This is a genomic window from Iodobacter sp. CM08 (assembly GCF_033446605.1).
In the GTDB taxonomy this organism is placed as follows: domain Bacteria; phylum Pseudomonadota; class Gammaproteobacteria; order Burkholderiales; family Chitinibacteraceae; genus Iodobacter.
This window is the reverse complement of sequence record NZ_JAWQUO010000047.1, coordinates 19620-34075: the sequence shown is the minus strand read 5'-3', so window position 1 is coordinate 34075 and position 14456 is coordinate 19620. Positions and strand designations below refer to the sequence as shown.

Annotated in this window: 13 protein-coding genes and 2 pseudogenes; 13 read left to right on the top strand and 2 right to left on the bottom strand. The window is 43.1% G+C overall.

All coding sequences use genetic code 11. From position 1 onward, the window contains the following. From R6242_RS19695 to R6242_RS19645, 11 genes are all read left to right on the top strand, one after another. Positions 1 to 1553, top strand: a 1553-nt coding sequence (locus R6242_RS19695) for an RHS repeat-associated core domain-containing protein (RefSeq protein WP_318430170.1), incomplete at its 5' end; no start/stop codon positions are given. Positions 1554 to 1563: 10 nt separating this feature from the next. After that, complete coding sequence (locus tag R6242_RS19690) at positions 1564 to 2286, top strand: hypothetical protein (RefSeq protein WP_318430168.1); 723 nt, start codon at positions 1564 to 1566, stop codon at positions 2284 to 2286. A gap of 265 nt (positions 2287 to 2551) precedes the next feature. Beyond that, positions 2552 to 2743: a hypothetical protein gene (locus R6242_RS19685; protein WP_318430165.1), complete on the top strand. Its 192-nt coding sequence runs from the start codon at positions 2552 to 2554 to the stop codon at positions 2741 to 2743. A gap of 219 nt (positions 2744 to 2962) precedes the next feature. Next, positions 2963 to 3337 (top strand): hypothetical protein, encoded by a 375-nt coding sequence (locus R6242_RS19680; protein WP_318430163.1) that lies wholly within the window; start codon positions 2963 to 2965, stop codon positions 3335 to 3337. A gap of 119 nt (positions 3338 to 3456) precedes the next feature. Then, positions 3457 to 4017 carry an RHS repeat-associated core domain-containing protein gene (locus R6242_RS19675; protein ID WP_318430160.1) on the top strand — a complete coding sequence of 187 codons (561 nt, stop codon included), beginning with the start codon at positions 3457 to 3459 and terminating at the stop codon, positions 4015 to 4017. Continuing rightward, positions 4017 to 4565, top strand: coding sequence for a hypothetical protein (locus tag R6242_RS19670; RefSeq protein ID WP_318430158.1), 549 nt, complete (start codon positions 4017 to 4019; stop codon positions 4563 to 4565). The genes R6242_RS19675 and R6242_RS19670 overlap by 1 nt, the downstream gene beginning before the upstream one ends. Before the next feature lie 271 nt (positions 4566 to 4836). After that, the gene (locus tag R6242_RS19665; RefSeq protein ID WP_318430156.1) at positions 4837 to 5460 is read left to right on the top strand and encodes a suppressor of fused domain protein; all 624 of its coding nucleotides are present in this window, start codon (positions 4837 to 4839) and stop codon (positions 5458 to 5460) included. Between the two features lie 281 nt (positions 5461 to 5741). Further along, on the top strand, positions 5742 to 7727 hold the full coding sequence (locus tag R6242_RS19660; protein ID WP_412100635.1) for an RHS repeat-associated core domain-containing protein: 1986 nt from the start codon (positions 5742 to 5744) through the stop codon (positions 7725 to 7727). After that, positions 7724 to 8197, top strand: coding sequence for a competence protein ComJ (gene comJ, locus R6242_RS19655; RefSeq protein WP_318430154.1), 474 nt, complete (start codon positions 7724 to 7726; stop codon positions 8195 to 8197). The genes R6242_RS19660 and comJ overlap by 4 nt, the downstream gene beginning before the upstream one ends. Before the next feature lie 112 nt (positions 8198 to 8309). Continuing rightward, the gene (locus R6242_RS19650; RefSeq protein WP_318430152.1) at positions 8310 to 9047 is read left to right on the top strand and encodes an Imm26 family immunity protein; all 738 of its coding nucleotides are present in this window, start codon (positions 8310 to 8312) and stop codon (positions 9045 to 9047) included. A gap of 82 nt (positions 9048 to 9129) precedes the next feature. Then, positions 9130 to 9510 carry an RHS repeat-associated core domain-containing protein gene (locus tag R6242_RS19645; protein ID WP_318430150.1) on the top strand — a complete coding sequence of 127 codons (381 nt, stop codon included), beginning with the start codon at positions 9130 to 9132 and terminating at the stop codon, positions 9508 to 9510. Positions 9511 to 9519: 9 nt separating this feature from the next. On the opposite strand, the pseudogene R6242_RS19640 reads toward R6242_RS19645, so the two are convergent. Beyond that, positions 9520 to 10574 (bottom strand): annotated as a pseudogene (locus R6242_RS19640) (IS3 family transposase). 464 nt (positions 10575 to 11038) lie between these two features. Here R6242_RS19640 and R6242_RS19635 point away from each other — a divergent pair. Next, on the top strand, positions 11039 to 12460 hold the full coding sequence (locus R6242_RS19635) for an alpha/beta hydrolase (protein WP_318430148.1): 1422 nt from the start codon (positions 11039 to 11041) through the stop codon (positions 12458 to 12460). Between the two features lie 246 nt (positions 12461 to 12706). Here R6242_RS19635 and R6242_RS19630 read toward each other — a convergent pair whose 3' ends face one another. After that, on the bottom strand, positions 12707 to 13999 hold the full coding sequence (locus R6242_RS19630) for a glycosyltransferase family 4 protein (RefSeq protein WP_318430146.1): 1293 nt from the start codon (positions 13997 to 13999) through the stop codon (positions 12707 to 12709). A 106-nt stretch (positions 14000 to 14105) separates the two neighbouring features. Between R6242_RS19630 and R6242_RS22330 the strand changes: the two are divergent. Continuing rightward, positions 14106 to 14306, top strand: a pseudogene (locus R6242_RS22330) (HD domain-containing protein); the annotation flags it as partial. Positions 14307 to 14456: the final 150 nt, after the last annotated feature.

The following is a 14456-nucleotide window of genomic DNA, read 5'->3' as shown; positions in this document are numbered from 1 at the left end:
AATACAACTGGCAGCACGAATACGATGAACTGGGCAACCGCATCGCCAGTATCCGCCCCGATGGCCAGCGCACCGACTGGCTAATTTACGGCAGCGGCCATGTGCACGGCATGCTGTGGAATAAGCAAGAAATCACCAGCTTTGAGCGCGATAAACTACACCGCGAAACCGGCCGCAAACTCGCCAACCAGCTGCAAGCGCATACCCAATACGACCCAATGGGCCGCATGCTGCAGCAAACGCTCAGCGGCCAAATCAGCAGCAACCGTAGCTATCAATACGATCCGGTAGGGCAACTGCTGGGCATAAAAGACAGCCGCAAGGGCGAAACCCAATACCGCTACGATCCGGTAGGCAGGCTGCTTGCTGCCAACACGCCAAAACATCAGGAAACCTTTGCCTTTGACCCCGCCAGCAATCTGCTCGACAGCGCAGGCAAAGCAGAAAACACCCTACCCAGCCAAATGCCACGCATTCTGGATAACCTGCTGAAGCAATACGCAGGCACCCACTTTAAATACGACGCACGTGGCAATCTCACCGAGAAACAACGCGGCGAACAGATCACCCAACTCAGCTGGGATGGCTTTAACCGCCTGAGTGAAGTACAAACAGCCCAAGGCGTAACGCAATACTATTACGACGCCTTTGGCCGCCGCATCGGCAAAGAAAACGCCCAAGGCCAAACTGCATTCATCTGGGACGGCGACGTGATCGCCCTAGAAAAAACCGCAAACCAAACCCGCCACTACCTATTCGAGCCCAACAGCTTTGTACCGCTGGCACAAATCGTCTCCGCCAACGACAGCGAGCAAGAACACACCGCCTACTACCACGTAGACCACCTCGGCACGCCACAAACACTGAGCGACGAAAACGGCGAAATCGCGTGGAGCGCGGAGTACAAAGCGTGGGGAGAAGCAAAAACCATTATCAGCGAAGCGGCTAAAACAGCAGGCATCAGCAACCCACTACGCTTCCAAGGCCAATACGCCGATGAAGAAAGTGGCTTGCATTACAATCGATACCGCTATTACGATCCTGAGATTGGGCGGTTTATTAGTAGTGATCCGATTAAATTAGCGGGCGGCAGCAATTTACATCAATATGCACCGAATCCTATAGGGTGGATTGATCCGTTTGGATTGGACAGAGATCCACGAACAGGCCGATTTATTCTTAGTGGAAACAATACTAATAGTAGGAAAAATAGAAAAACAGAATACCCATCTTCATATCGATGTGGTGTTAGAGACAAGGTGTATGACGCGCATACTGTACCAAGTGGCCCTGATAAAGGAAAAGTCAGGACTATTGATGGTGATATTGTTGATCGAAAGGATCCAAACCTGACGCTAGAGCATAAGACTCCTGTTGTTGAACATTGGAATACAGAGGGATCTAATTCATCAAGAGATACACGAAATGATTTTTATAACAATACAGATAATCTTGCTCCGAGGCTTAGGAGTCCAAACAGCAGTGACGGCGGAACGATGAGTGCTTCAGGAATTCACTATACACAAGTTACTGGTCCAACTTATACACCTTAGGAGTAAAGGAATGATGGATTTGAAAAAATTAATAGCACAGCATTTTCCCGATGACGTAGTAGAGGTTGAAGGAATTTTAAAATTCACTTTGCGTATGCCGAATGAAAAAATAGTTCATTACCTAAATATTGGATGTACAAATAAAAATATTAACAAGTTAACTATTTGTGTTGATCATGAAGATGATGAGTTTGCAATCGAATTGCTAAAAAATGATGTTGAGCCATTGGAAGAACCAATTACTATAATTAATACTGAATTTAAAGATAAAAAATTTGACTCTATTTTAATGGCTAGTGGCTTATATCATCGTCAACTTAGAGGGATAGTTAACGAAAATAGGAGTGATTTTTTTCTTTGCTTACCTATTTTCAAATCAGAATTTTTTGGGAATGAAACGGAAAAAGATTTTTTAGATACATGTGCTAAATTCACTCCCGTTTATAATTGGAATCGAGAGAAAAATCCAAAATCTGTTGTTGCCTTTAGCAACCCAAAAACAGGGGGAGGTACCATAAAAAAAGGCGTTGTATTAGCTTTTCCTATAATTAAGAGGGAAGTAAATAATATGGATGGTGTTGAAAATGGAACCATGTTAATTACAAACTACAAAAATGAGAAGATTGATATACGATCAAGTGCTAAAAATTTCAGTTTAAAAACAAACAAGATAGACTTAACACTAGGCAATGATGAGTTAGTCAACTATATTTGGGATTTTATATCTTTATAATCTGTAAAAAATGAAATGCAGAAAGGGTATTTTATTCTATATGAAACATGCTCTTGTTGTTGCGTGAAAAATATAATTATAAATTAAATTGTCATGTGTATTATTTAAATAATTTATCTTAATTTTTAACCATATAAGCAGTAAAAAACAAAGGGTGGATTAAAACTCAGCCTTTGTTTTTCTTGCCGGTGTAAGAAGTGGTTTGCGCTTGGTATTAACAACATTACAGCGAAAAATAATTTAATAAAAACAACAGAGCATAGCTATGAAACATGCTAAATTAATAGGAAAATTAAATGATCATGACTGGATTTTTGAATGTACTCATGAAAAATGTGAGATGGAAGTAAATAGAGAGATTGAAGTAATTAAAAAAATAAGTATTAGTCTTTTTAAGTGGTGTTCTTTTTTGATGCTTTATATAGCAGTGCAGAGGATGAATGGTTTTTATCTTTAAATGATTTTAGAAATAATTCTGACTCTTCTTTTTCGTGGAATGAATTTGAGAAAATAGAATAACTGGGGTCAGAGCAAAGTTAAGTCCACTTTTTTTGGCTTTAAGAGCATTAAGTATCGTAGTATTTAATTTTGCTCTGACCCTAGTTATTATTTTATTATTTTGCTCTGACCCTAGTTATTCTAGTTATTTTAATTAATAAAAATGATGGGTAGATAAATGATTAACTTCGATGAAAGTAAATTTGCGGTTGTAAATATTAGCACTCAATCCAAGCCGGTTATTTTGAATATATCTGATGGGCTTGCTTTGTATAATGAAGTGATAATGGAAACTTTCAAAGAGCGGATTTATAATTTTATCGAGAAAGCATCAATTTGGTATCCAATTTGTCTTAGTAAGATGGCCAGTGATGGTGCCATGAATACGCATCTTATAACTATGTACATTTTGTCAGAGGAATTCGAAAGCAATCTTATAATTGGCTTAGAGTTTTATACTACATCTGATGCCGAGCATGGCCGAGGATTTAAAATCAATACTGACGAGTTGTCTATAGTCGAATATGGTCTTGCAGATGTTGCTTTTTGTTAAGTGTGGTAGCTTTAGGTCAGCGTATATTGCACAGTAGTTTTTAAATTTTAGCCATGATAGTTAGGTATTTATTGGTTGGTTTAAAATAATCAGGGTCAGGTCTTGCAATCCAACAATCCATGGAAACTATTTGTTGTATTGCAAGACCTAGCCCCGTTTATTTTCAAGGTAAATATGCGAATGAAGAAAGTGGATTGCATTACAACCGCTATTGCTATTACGACCCAGAGATTGGGCGGTTTATTAGCAGTGATCCAATTGGTTTATTGGGGGAATTAAATACCCATGCTTATGCACCGAATCCGAATGGGTGGATTGATCCATTGGCGTTAATGGGAGATCAAGCGAATGCAACGCATATTTCTTATGAAGGAGTTAAAGATGGGAAATCTTATATTGGCTACGCAAGTAAGTCTGGGCTTGGGCACTCAGCAGATGATGTTTTAAGTTATCGATATCCAAGTACAGGCCATTTTGATGTCGCAGCTCAACCTTTTTATGTTGGTAATGGACAGGAAGGGAAAAATACGGCACGTGGCCTTGAACAGCGTGTCTTTGAAGATCGATGCGGTTTAGATGGAACTTCAAATAAACAAAATCCAGTTGGTGAACATAAGCCAAATCGTGATGCATATTTAGATGTTGCTGATAAACATAGAAAAAACAAGGGTTGTCGATAATGAAGAGTAAAATCAAATGGGCTGATGGAGTAATTATCTCCATTAAAATAAATGACGAATTTTTTACTATTGCACAAGTTAGAGGCAATCACTTCCTACAGTTTTTTAATGTAAAAAACAAAACAGGAGAGTGGACTGGGATTGATCTAAATAAAGAGGATCCAATATTTTGCATAATGGTGGCTGAGAAAAAAATTAAATCAATTTTCTTTGGAGAAATAAACCCAGAGTTAGTCTGTCCTAATTTACGTCCAATGCCAAAAAACTTAATAAGCAGGCATTTGTGTGCGAGTGGCCCCAATAGGGCAGACTTAATTGAATTTACAGACGACTATACTAACAATCCTAAAATTATTATTCCAGGGCTCACCATTGAGCGTGATCTTGAAGTAATTTATCGATATGAATACATTGGAATGGTCGGCGATCAAGATAAAATAATAAATAGGCTGCTTACTTTTTTTGACACAGGTGTTAATTGGGATGCCTCGAAAGCATTTATTTTTCCAGGGATAAAACCACCCCCACAAGATTTTGTGGTGGGCTAACAGTCATGATAATAAGTGTTCTTAATAAATAACTGGGGTAAAATAATTGGGAACAGAGTGAAGTTAAATCCATGTTCTTTGGCTCTGATAACATTAGATTTAAGCTTGCTCTGACCTCAGTTATTCAGTTATTTTGTGATGCCAAAGTTAAAGAATTGCTTACCGAATCATTAAAAAAAACAAACAAGCAGGGGGCAATAATATTGCTCCCTATTTTTGCGAAAGCAAGCTTCGCCAGATTAAATCAGAACTTCTATCATGAGAGGGCGTTGTGAATAAAAAAGACTATAGGTCATCCAGCGAAGCTAAATTTGAATTTGATATATATCGTAGCTTTGTTCTTGAACATTATATGAAGTTTTGGGGAATGCCTGAAAGTCGAGTGATCTCGAATAGGGTGAGTGATAACACTTCAATTGAAGTTTATTACTTCCCCTCTAATGAGAAAAATAATATTGCACATATTGCAACAATTGGACTATATTTTCAGGCCATGAAAACACTGTCCATAGTAAAAAGGGAGTATTTTTTTGCCCTTCCTGCTGACCTTGGCGGCACCTCATTGGAAAAAGTATCTAATTATTTATTAGATATTTCAGCGCATACAGCAACCGAAGTTGAATCACTTACCTATCCTAGTGTCACGGATGAAACAAAACTATCTCCATTTGAATGGCCAACAAAGGCATTCCTTATTGATGAGCCACGCGGTGAGCATGAGGAGTTTGTAAAAATAAACAATGATCATACCTTTTACCCTGATTTTTTATGGGTTATCCCCATTTATCAAACCGAATGCAGTGATATTTTAAAAAATGGGATTGAGCACTTTGATCAACTGGCAGAGTTATCAGAATTTAGCCTTGTAGATGTAAAAAGACCATCACTATGTTAGATGACTGTGTGATTAAGCTACAGATAGTATATTTCTATTTTAGATAGGGTGGTTTATTAAAAAAACGGTAGAAAAAAACAAAAAACCACCCAACGGCCAGCTTTACCGATTGCTCCGGCTCCTGCACCGAATGGCATTACGATGCCAATGGTCGCCTGTTAGAAACCCAAGATGCAGCAGGCAACCTTACCCAATATCGCTATGGCAGCGATGGCCGGCTGGAGGCTGTTAAACAGGCGGATGGCACCGAAGCCAAGCTACACTTTGATGCCGAAGGCCGTTTGCTATCGCACACCGATGCGCTAGGCCGCAGCACTCGTTATGGCTACGATAAAGCAGGCCGGATTCATTCCCGAGTTGATGCTATGGGCCAAGAGCTGGCCTACCGCTACGACAAACTGGGCAGGCTGACCACACTGCAAAATGAAAACAGTGCCCAATATCGCTTTGGCTACGATCCTGTTGGCCGCTTAACCGAAGAAAACAGCTTTGATGGCAAAGCCACCCGCTACCACTATGCCGAAGCCTGCGGCCAGCTCTTAGAAGTAAACGAAGCAGGCCAGCTTACCCAGCTTAACTACGATGCCGCCGGCCGCTTGGCGCAGCGTAAAACGGGCAGCAGCAAAGAATCATTCCGCTACGATCCGGCTGGCCGCCTTGCCATCGCTAAAAACCGCTTTAGCCAGGTGGCGTTTAACTTTGATGAAGTGGGCGATTTAACGCGTGAAGAGCACCAGTACCAGCTCTTTGGCCAAAGCCAAACCCATATTTGGCAACACGAATACGACGAGCTGGGCAACCGCATCGCCAGCATCCGCCCCGACGGCCAGCGCACCGATTGGCTGGTTTACGGCAGCGGCCATGTGCACGGCATGCTGTGGAATAAGCAAGAAATCACCAGCTTTGAGCGCGATAAACTACACCGCGAAACCGGCCGCAAACTCGCCAACCAGCTGCAAGCGCATACCCAATACGACCCAATGGGCCGCATGCTGCAGCAAACGCTCAGCGGCCAAATCAGCAGCAACCGTAGCTATCAATACGATCCGGTGGGGCAACTACTGGGCATTAAAGACAGCCGCAAGGGCGAAACGCAATACCGCTACGATCCAGTCGGCAGGCTGCTTGCTGCCAATACGCCAAAACATCAGGAAACCTTTGCCTTTGACCCCGCTAGCAATCTGCTCGACAGCGCAGGCAAAGCAGAAAACACCCTACCCAGCCAAACACCACGCATTCTGGATAACCTGCTGAAGCAATACGCAGGCACCCACTTTAAATACGACGCACGCGGCAATCTCACCGAGAAACAACGCGGCGAACAGATCACCCAACTCAGCTGGGATGGCTTTAACCGCCTGAGTGAAGTACAAACAGCCCAAGGCGTAACGCAATACTATTACGACGCCTTTGGCCGCCGCATCGGCAAAGAAAACGCCCAAGGCCAAACTGCATTCATCTGGGACGGCGACGTGATCGCCCTAGAAAAAACCGCAAACCAAACCCGCCATTACCTGTTCGAGCCCAATAGCTTTGTACCACTGGCGCAAATCGTAGAAAAAGGCGAAAGCAGCCACACCGCCTACTACCATGTGGATCACCTCGGCACACCGCAAACATTGAGCGACGAAAACGGCGAAATCGCGTGGAGCGCGGAATATAAAGCGTGGGGCGAAGCAAAAACCATTATCAGCGAAGCGGCTAAAACAGCAGGTATCAACAACCAGCTACGTTTCCAAGGCCAATACGCCGATGACGAAAGTGGCTTGCATTACAATCGATACCGCTATTACGATCCGGAGATTGGGCGGTTTATATCAAGCGATCCGATTGGGTTAATGGGCGGGATTAACACGCATGCTTATGCGCCGAATCCGGTTCATTGGATTGATCCCATGGGGTTGGCTGGTTGCACCCTAACTCAATCAACAGATGGGACTTGTGATTACACCTTAGCAATATCAAGAAGTGCCTATCCAGAAACAGCAGGGCACATTCAGGATGCAATTAACAATGGTCATTCAGATATAGTGACTATAGACCGATGTAATGCAAAGAAAAATCGTGCAAAAAGTTTAAAAGGAATTAAAACTGCACCTAAACAAGATCGAGATGAATGGCCAATGGCAATGTTCAAAGAAGGAGGACAAGGTGCTAGTGTACGGCACATTGACCCATCTGATAATCGCGGAGCAGGATCAAGTATTGGCCATGCGTTAGAATCACTCCCTGATGGAACTAAAATTAAAGTAATGGTGACCAAATGAAAAACAAACAAACATTTGACATGTTAATATCACATAATCAAATTCAAATAAGAAGCATTCCCTATGATCAATCGCTATGTGAGTGGGGATCAAAAAACATCGAACAAGGAGTGCTCATTCATCCGTCTTATATATCATTTGATCCTTTGGTAGAAGGAAGTTTTGGAGCAAATATTTTTATAAAAAAATCTGATGCTTTCACTTATGACTCAAATGCACAAAGGTGTATGCGCGTTCCTTTTTCTATGCATGAAACATCAGCTGAAGTTGTAACTCCAGGTGAGGTTAATTCAATAGATATTGGCCTAACCTCTGGACAGTGGGATATTTATTACGAAATATGTGAAGATGAAGAGATATATTTTAATTTCACTTTTATAAAAAGCATGGAAAAATCCACTCCTGTTTACCTAATGAATGATGATTATGGCGGAAAAAAATTAGAAACTCTTATTGTTGGTAAAGAATAAAATAATACCAGCAGAGCGAAGTCTTGCATTAGCATAAACGTGTAAATACAATGCTTTTCTCTGTTTTCTTGTTATAGAACATAATCGCAATTTAAAATTTAAAAAATTATCTTTGAATGTTTTAGATTACAAACAAAATTTAATTTTAACTGAGGGTGTAGCTATGGGCTGGTGGAATATACCCGATCAAAAGGATGCCGTTATTGGTGATGCAGTGCTGGATTCAATACGGCATTTTTTAAAAGAATTTAGCCATGAATACATCGAAGATTTAGGCAGAAAACCAACCCTGCTTGAGCTTGAATATGCCTTATCACTGGCATTTAAAGTAAATGTAGATGATGAGATTGCCAGTGGCATGGAAGAGCTTGAAATTAAGCAAGTCGTATTAAAAACGGCCAAACGGCCAAAGCGATTTAAACCCGTACCAGGGGATTTATTTGCCTTCCGTTATGATGAACAGCGTTATGGTTTTGGCAGACTTATCTCAAAACTAAATATGGGGATGGTTGCGGAAATTTATGACTATTTCTCTGCCCATCCTATATTTGATCCAAATTATGCAGATAAATGGCTGATTCGCCCCGTAATACTTAACCCATATGGTTTATTTGAATGCCGATCGGAAGGCGAATGGCTGATTATAGACAAAACGCCTAATTATGTTGTCTCTGAAAAATTCAATGACATATTTTTTGTTACAGGCACTCCTGGCAAGCTCCAAGCCGTGCGAGTTGATAATTCTAGATTTGATATTAGCCAAGAGGAAGCCATCGGTCATAGAATGTATACATACTATGATGATGCCCATATTAAAGAACTGATTACCGAAGCATTAAAAAACAAATGAACGAACAGGGGGCAATATTATTGCTCCCTGTTCGTTTATAGAAGGATTTTGGAAATTCATCTGGGACAGCGACGTCATCGCCTTGGAAAAAACCGCAGACCACACCCGCCACTACCTGTTCGAGCCCAACAGCTTTGTACCGCTGGCACAAATCGTCTCCGCCAACGACAGCAAGCAAGAACACACCGCCTACTACCACGTAGACCACCTCGGCACGCCACAAACACTGAGCGACGAAAACGGTGAAATCGCTTGGAGCGCGGAATATAAAGCGTGGGGTGACGCAAAAACCATTATCAGTGAAGCGGCTAAAACAGCAGGTATCAACAACCAGCTACGTTTCCAAGGCCAATACGCCGACGAAGAAAGTGGATTGCATTACAACCGCCACCGCTATTACGATCCTGAGATTGGGCGGTTTATTTCAAGTGACGGTAATCCCCCCATTCTTAAGCTCACTTAAAAGTAGAGGTCAGGCATGTAATGCCAGTTTTTGTTTCGGGGTGATGCCGCCCAATCCCATATGTGGGCGCTCGTTATTGTAAGTCCAAAGCCATTGCGTTGCAGTTTCTTGCACTTCGGCAAGGCTTTCAAAATCATCACAAGCCAGCCATTCATATCGAACAGTACGATTATAGCGCTCAATATATGCATTTTTCTGTGGATTGCCGAGCTGAATATAGGCCAATTCAATCGATTGTTGTTCTGCCCAATTCTTTAATATGTGACTAATGTATTCAGGGCCATTATCAGATCTGATTCGCTTAGGCTTGCCGCGCCATTCAATGATTTGATTCAGGCTGCGTATTACGCGCTCGGCTGGCAAAGAGAAATCAACTTCAATCCCTAATCCTTCACGATTAAAATCATCAATCACGTTAAATAAGCGAATGCTGCGGCCATCTGCTAATTGATCGTGCATAAAATCCATCGACCATGTTTCATTTTTTGCCGCTGGCACCGCTAATGGCGCTGGCGTTTCACGCTCTAAGCGTTTTTTAGGCTTAATTCGCAGATGTAACTCTAAATCACAGTAAATCCTGTAGACGCGTTTATGGTTCCAGTGTTTTTTTCCTGACGTTGCGCAAATGCAAAAAGCAGAGGCCAAAGCCCCAGCTTCGATGGGTTTTAGTGAGCTGAATCTGCAGTTCCGCAATTTTTGCGTTTTCTGCATCTAGCTTACGAATATAACGATAACAAGTCGTGCTAATTGCAAAGCTGGCGCAAGCCGCACGAATAGAAACTGCCTTGGTTTCAACGGCCCAGTGAGCCATCTCGCGGCGCTGAGATGTTTCAGATGATTTCTGACATGGCCTCCTTGATGATATCCGCTTGCATCTGGGCTTCGATATACATCTTTTTAAGACGCTTGTTTTCGTCCTCCAGCTCTTTCATGCGCGTCATCATCGAGACGTCCATGCCGCCAAACTTGGCGCGCCACTTATAAAAAGAGGCAGAGCTCATGCCGTGCTCGCGGCACAAATCGGGGACGGTTGAACCGGCTTCGGCTTGCTTTAAAATCGCCATAATCTGGCGTTATCAACTGCCTACGGCTTTCATCTAGAACTCCTCAAAGACTGCGAGAAAATTCTACTTAAAAATGAGCTGGTTTTGTGGGGGGATTACCTTCCATTTTGCTTGCTATAAAATCATGATTACTTTATTATTTTACTGACAATAAATGACAGAATTTGCGTCTAGCCTGCCGTTTAATCTGCTCAGATTAAGAATAAAACCAGTACTTATCCCGTGTATTTATTGAGGCATTTTGGCTTGCTGTTTTTATAGGAACATGGACGTATTCAGTCTTTTTTTGGAATATCTAAACGGTGCCGAATGAAAAAGGCGATTGCCTCTCATTGCCGCTAGGCGGTTTTTTTGCGGCTATTTCATTATAAGAATATGTATGCAATCGATTAAAAGATGCAATTAAGCTTGCTAGCTGCACTAGATAAATTCCTGCAATATTTCTGAGTGATCATGCCAAACCTATGCTGAAATACGCAGCCTACTTTTTATTTGTTTTTGTAATCATTAAACCATTACATGCTGAAACCGCGTTTCTTTCAGGCGAACCGACAGAGATTTCAGCCCCAGCGGGATATCCGCCAGATTGGCGCTATCATATGCAAGATTCACCGTTTTTTAATGGCAAAGTATTTGTGCTACAAGCGGGGCAAGCACAGCAGCCAAGCGTTGTTCTTGTGCACGGGCTGGGTAGCCGCGCCAGCCGCGATTGGCTCACACAAATCCCAAAGCTCGCCCGTGATTACCATGTATTGGCTTTTGATTTACCTGGCTTTGGCCTATCGGGGAACAATGTAGAGCGCTTATCCCCCGCTCATTATGGTCAGCTGATTAACGCATTGATTGAGCAATACACCCCAAATGGGCCGGTGATTTTAATCGGCCATTCTTTAGGCGGGGCCATTAGCTTGCGCTATGCCCATGATTATCCTGACAAAGTCAGACGATTAGTGCTGGTTGATGCTGCGGGCATTTTGCAAAGAACGGTTTATCTTGATTACCTCAGCAAACTCAATTTTGAGCTGGCTGAAAGTAATTTACCCAATATGCTAATTAATTTTGCCACCCGAAAAGTAAATCAGCTGCGCTCTAGCCTTATCGAAACTGCAGACGATGTTTTGCCCGACCCCACTCCCCTATTAAAAATCCCCTCAGTAAGAGAGCAACTTTTTAAAGATTTGCACACCTTTAATGCTGCATTGTCTTTACTGGATGAAGACTTTAACCAAACCATCAGTCAAACCTACACACCTACTGATATTTTTTGGGGGAAAAACGATCTTGTAGCCCCCTTACGCACAGCCTACCTATTGGCTGGGCGCATGCCCGAAACACGTCTCACCCTATTTGATACAGGCCATGTGCCGATGGTAGAGCGGCCAGAAGAATTTGCTGAACGATTACAGCAAATACTCACCACGCCTATCCCTACTAAAATCACTACCGTGCCCCTTAATAGCCGCCGCGTCCATTTGTGTAATAAAACAAATAATCTACGTTTAAGCGGAGATTACGATAGGATTATTTTAAATGACTGTAAGCAGATGCAGCTCATTAATATCAATGCTAAATATTTAGAAATAAACGATTCTAGCGTCTGGATGGATAATGTACAGATTAGCAATCCAGAGGCCGCTATGATTAGTAATCGCTCCAGTATTACTGCCACCAATAGCTATATAAAGGGCCAGCCCGCGCTTTCTATCGATTCTAGCCAAGTGGATTTTGCTGGCGTATCTATCAACAGCTTAAGCATTCCTATCCAGACACGCGGGCGTAGCAAGTTTTATTTTTCTGTAAGCGATCAAAGCAAAGGTAATGTTCAGCGATTGCTACACCAAAGAATAACAATCAGCGCAAAGGACTATCAAGAGCTACTGAAATGAAATCCATTTCAAGGAAAAACGCTTTTCTATAGATATGACTTAAAAATAACAACGCTGGCAAATCACCATTGGCCATTAAATTAAATCATCACTTCTTTGCTCGCTTATTTCTCAACATAAGTTTTCTTGCATTCTAGATTGGCTAACCAAGCATCATCCCTGAGGAGTTTTACCAGCGATCCAGTAGTACCACTGGATTACCGCCTGCGAGGAAATGCCGAGCAAGATGGGCATAATATTGGCAATTTATTGCGAAGCACTTAACACCTCAGCAAAACAGGCCTCATGCGCCGGAATCAATACCGACCAGTCAAACTCCTGTTTGGCGCGTGCAAGGCCGCTTTCAATGAGACGCTGGCGTAATACGGGATCATGGTAAATGCGCTGAAATTGCTGCAAAAAATCAGCCGCATTATCACTTTCAAATAATAAGCCATTATCTTCATGGCGCACCACGCTAGGGATTCCACCCGAGCGGCTGGCGATCAGTGGAATACCAGCAGCGTTGGCTTCGCACAAGACGCGCCCCATTGTTTCGGCGTCCTGAAAGCCGCTGATTTGCTGGGTGGTGACTCGGCTGGCCAGCACAAAATAATCTGCCGCCGCGTAATAGCGCTGAATCTCTGCCTGTGGCACGCGGCCTAAAAAGATCACCGCCTTCGCGCAGCCCAATGCGCTAAGTTGGGCCTTACAGCGGCGTAGCTCCCGCCCATCGCCAACGATCAATAACTGCAATCCGGGCGCAATCTGGCGCAGCGCCAAGACTTGTCCCAGCAAAAAATCAAGGCCTTTCTTCGCTACCAAACGGCAGGCAGTAAGCAAGATCGGCGCCTCAGCGCTTAGCCCCAATTCGGCACGTGTGCTCAACCTGAGGGTTAAGTTTGGCTGAAATCGCTGGCTATCGACGCCACCACTTAAAATTTGCACTCGCTGGGCTTTCACCCCGCTTGCTTGCAATAAATCACGGGTGTATGCGCTATTGGCCAGAATTCGTTGATGTGCACAGGCGCTGTGTTGCATCAGCTTGAGCCGTTGCCGCCTTAGCAGCGCCTCCAACCACTCCGGTGAATTCCAACGCCGATACCAACGATGTAGCGATTTTTCTAGGCTAGGATGGCTAAGCCAACGGCTAGCAAATCGAAACGGATACGCAATCCAAGGGCGCTGCACATCATTGCCAACCGAGCGGCAAATCACGGGCAACTTTAGCATTGCGCCCAAGCCGCCGTAATACACATTCGAGGCGTAGATTAATTCGGCCTGATCTTGCGCAATGCGCTTGGAGAGCAAATCCAAATTAGCCCAAAAACCAATACGGCTTAATACACGGCGCACTGGATAGCCACAATCACGGTCAAAATCTGCCGCAGCATGACTCAAAGCAGGATCATCACAGCGATAGGTGTAAACACAAATGCGATAGCCTGCGGCCTGCAAAGCACTCGCCAAAAATTCGGCATGCGTTTGCATCCCACCAAAGCTGGGAGGGAACTCAGTTAAAATCAAGGCAATATTGCGAGGCAATGCGGCACAAGTCATTCGATAAAGTCCAATCAATTTAACATCGAGGAAGATGATTCCGCTTTAGAAGAAAGTATTGGGTGTATAGCCTGACACGCAAAATCAATAGTTTCTTTGCCTATGGCATGAATTTGAGACCAGAACCACGGCAGAAGCAAACTATGCTGCTGCCTTAGATAATTCACAGCCCATACTCAACCATTTATTGGCAATCCGCAGCAAACCCAAATCAGCAAAAGCCAAGTCATTGCAAAAAAAGAGTTTATTAAGCAAATCGCCCCCGAGCTTTGGGAACTGGCCTTGCAGCTCATCGATGAATCGGTAGTAAAAGGCCTCTTTTTAGATCAATAATCTCTTTCCCTTTTTTCAACCTAAAACGCAAAACCACTCGCCACCTTAGTGACTTATTTTATGTGGAAATAAGCTGCTCTCCCATGCTAATAGCCACCACATTTATGCATATTGCTGAGCCCCG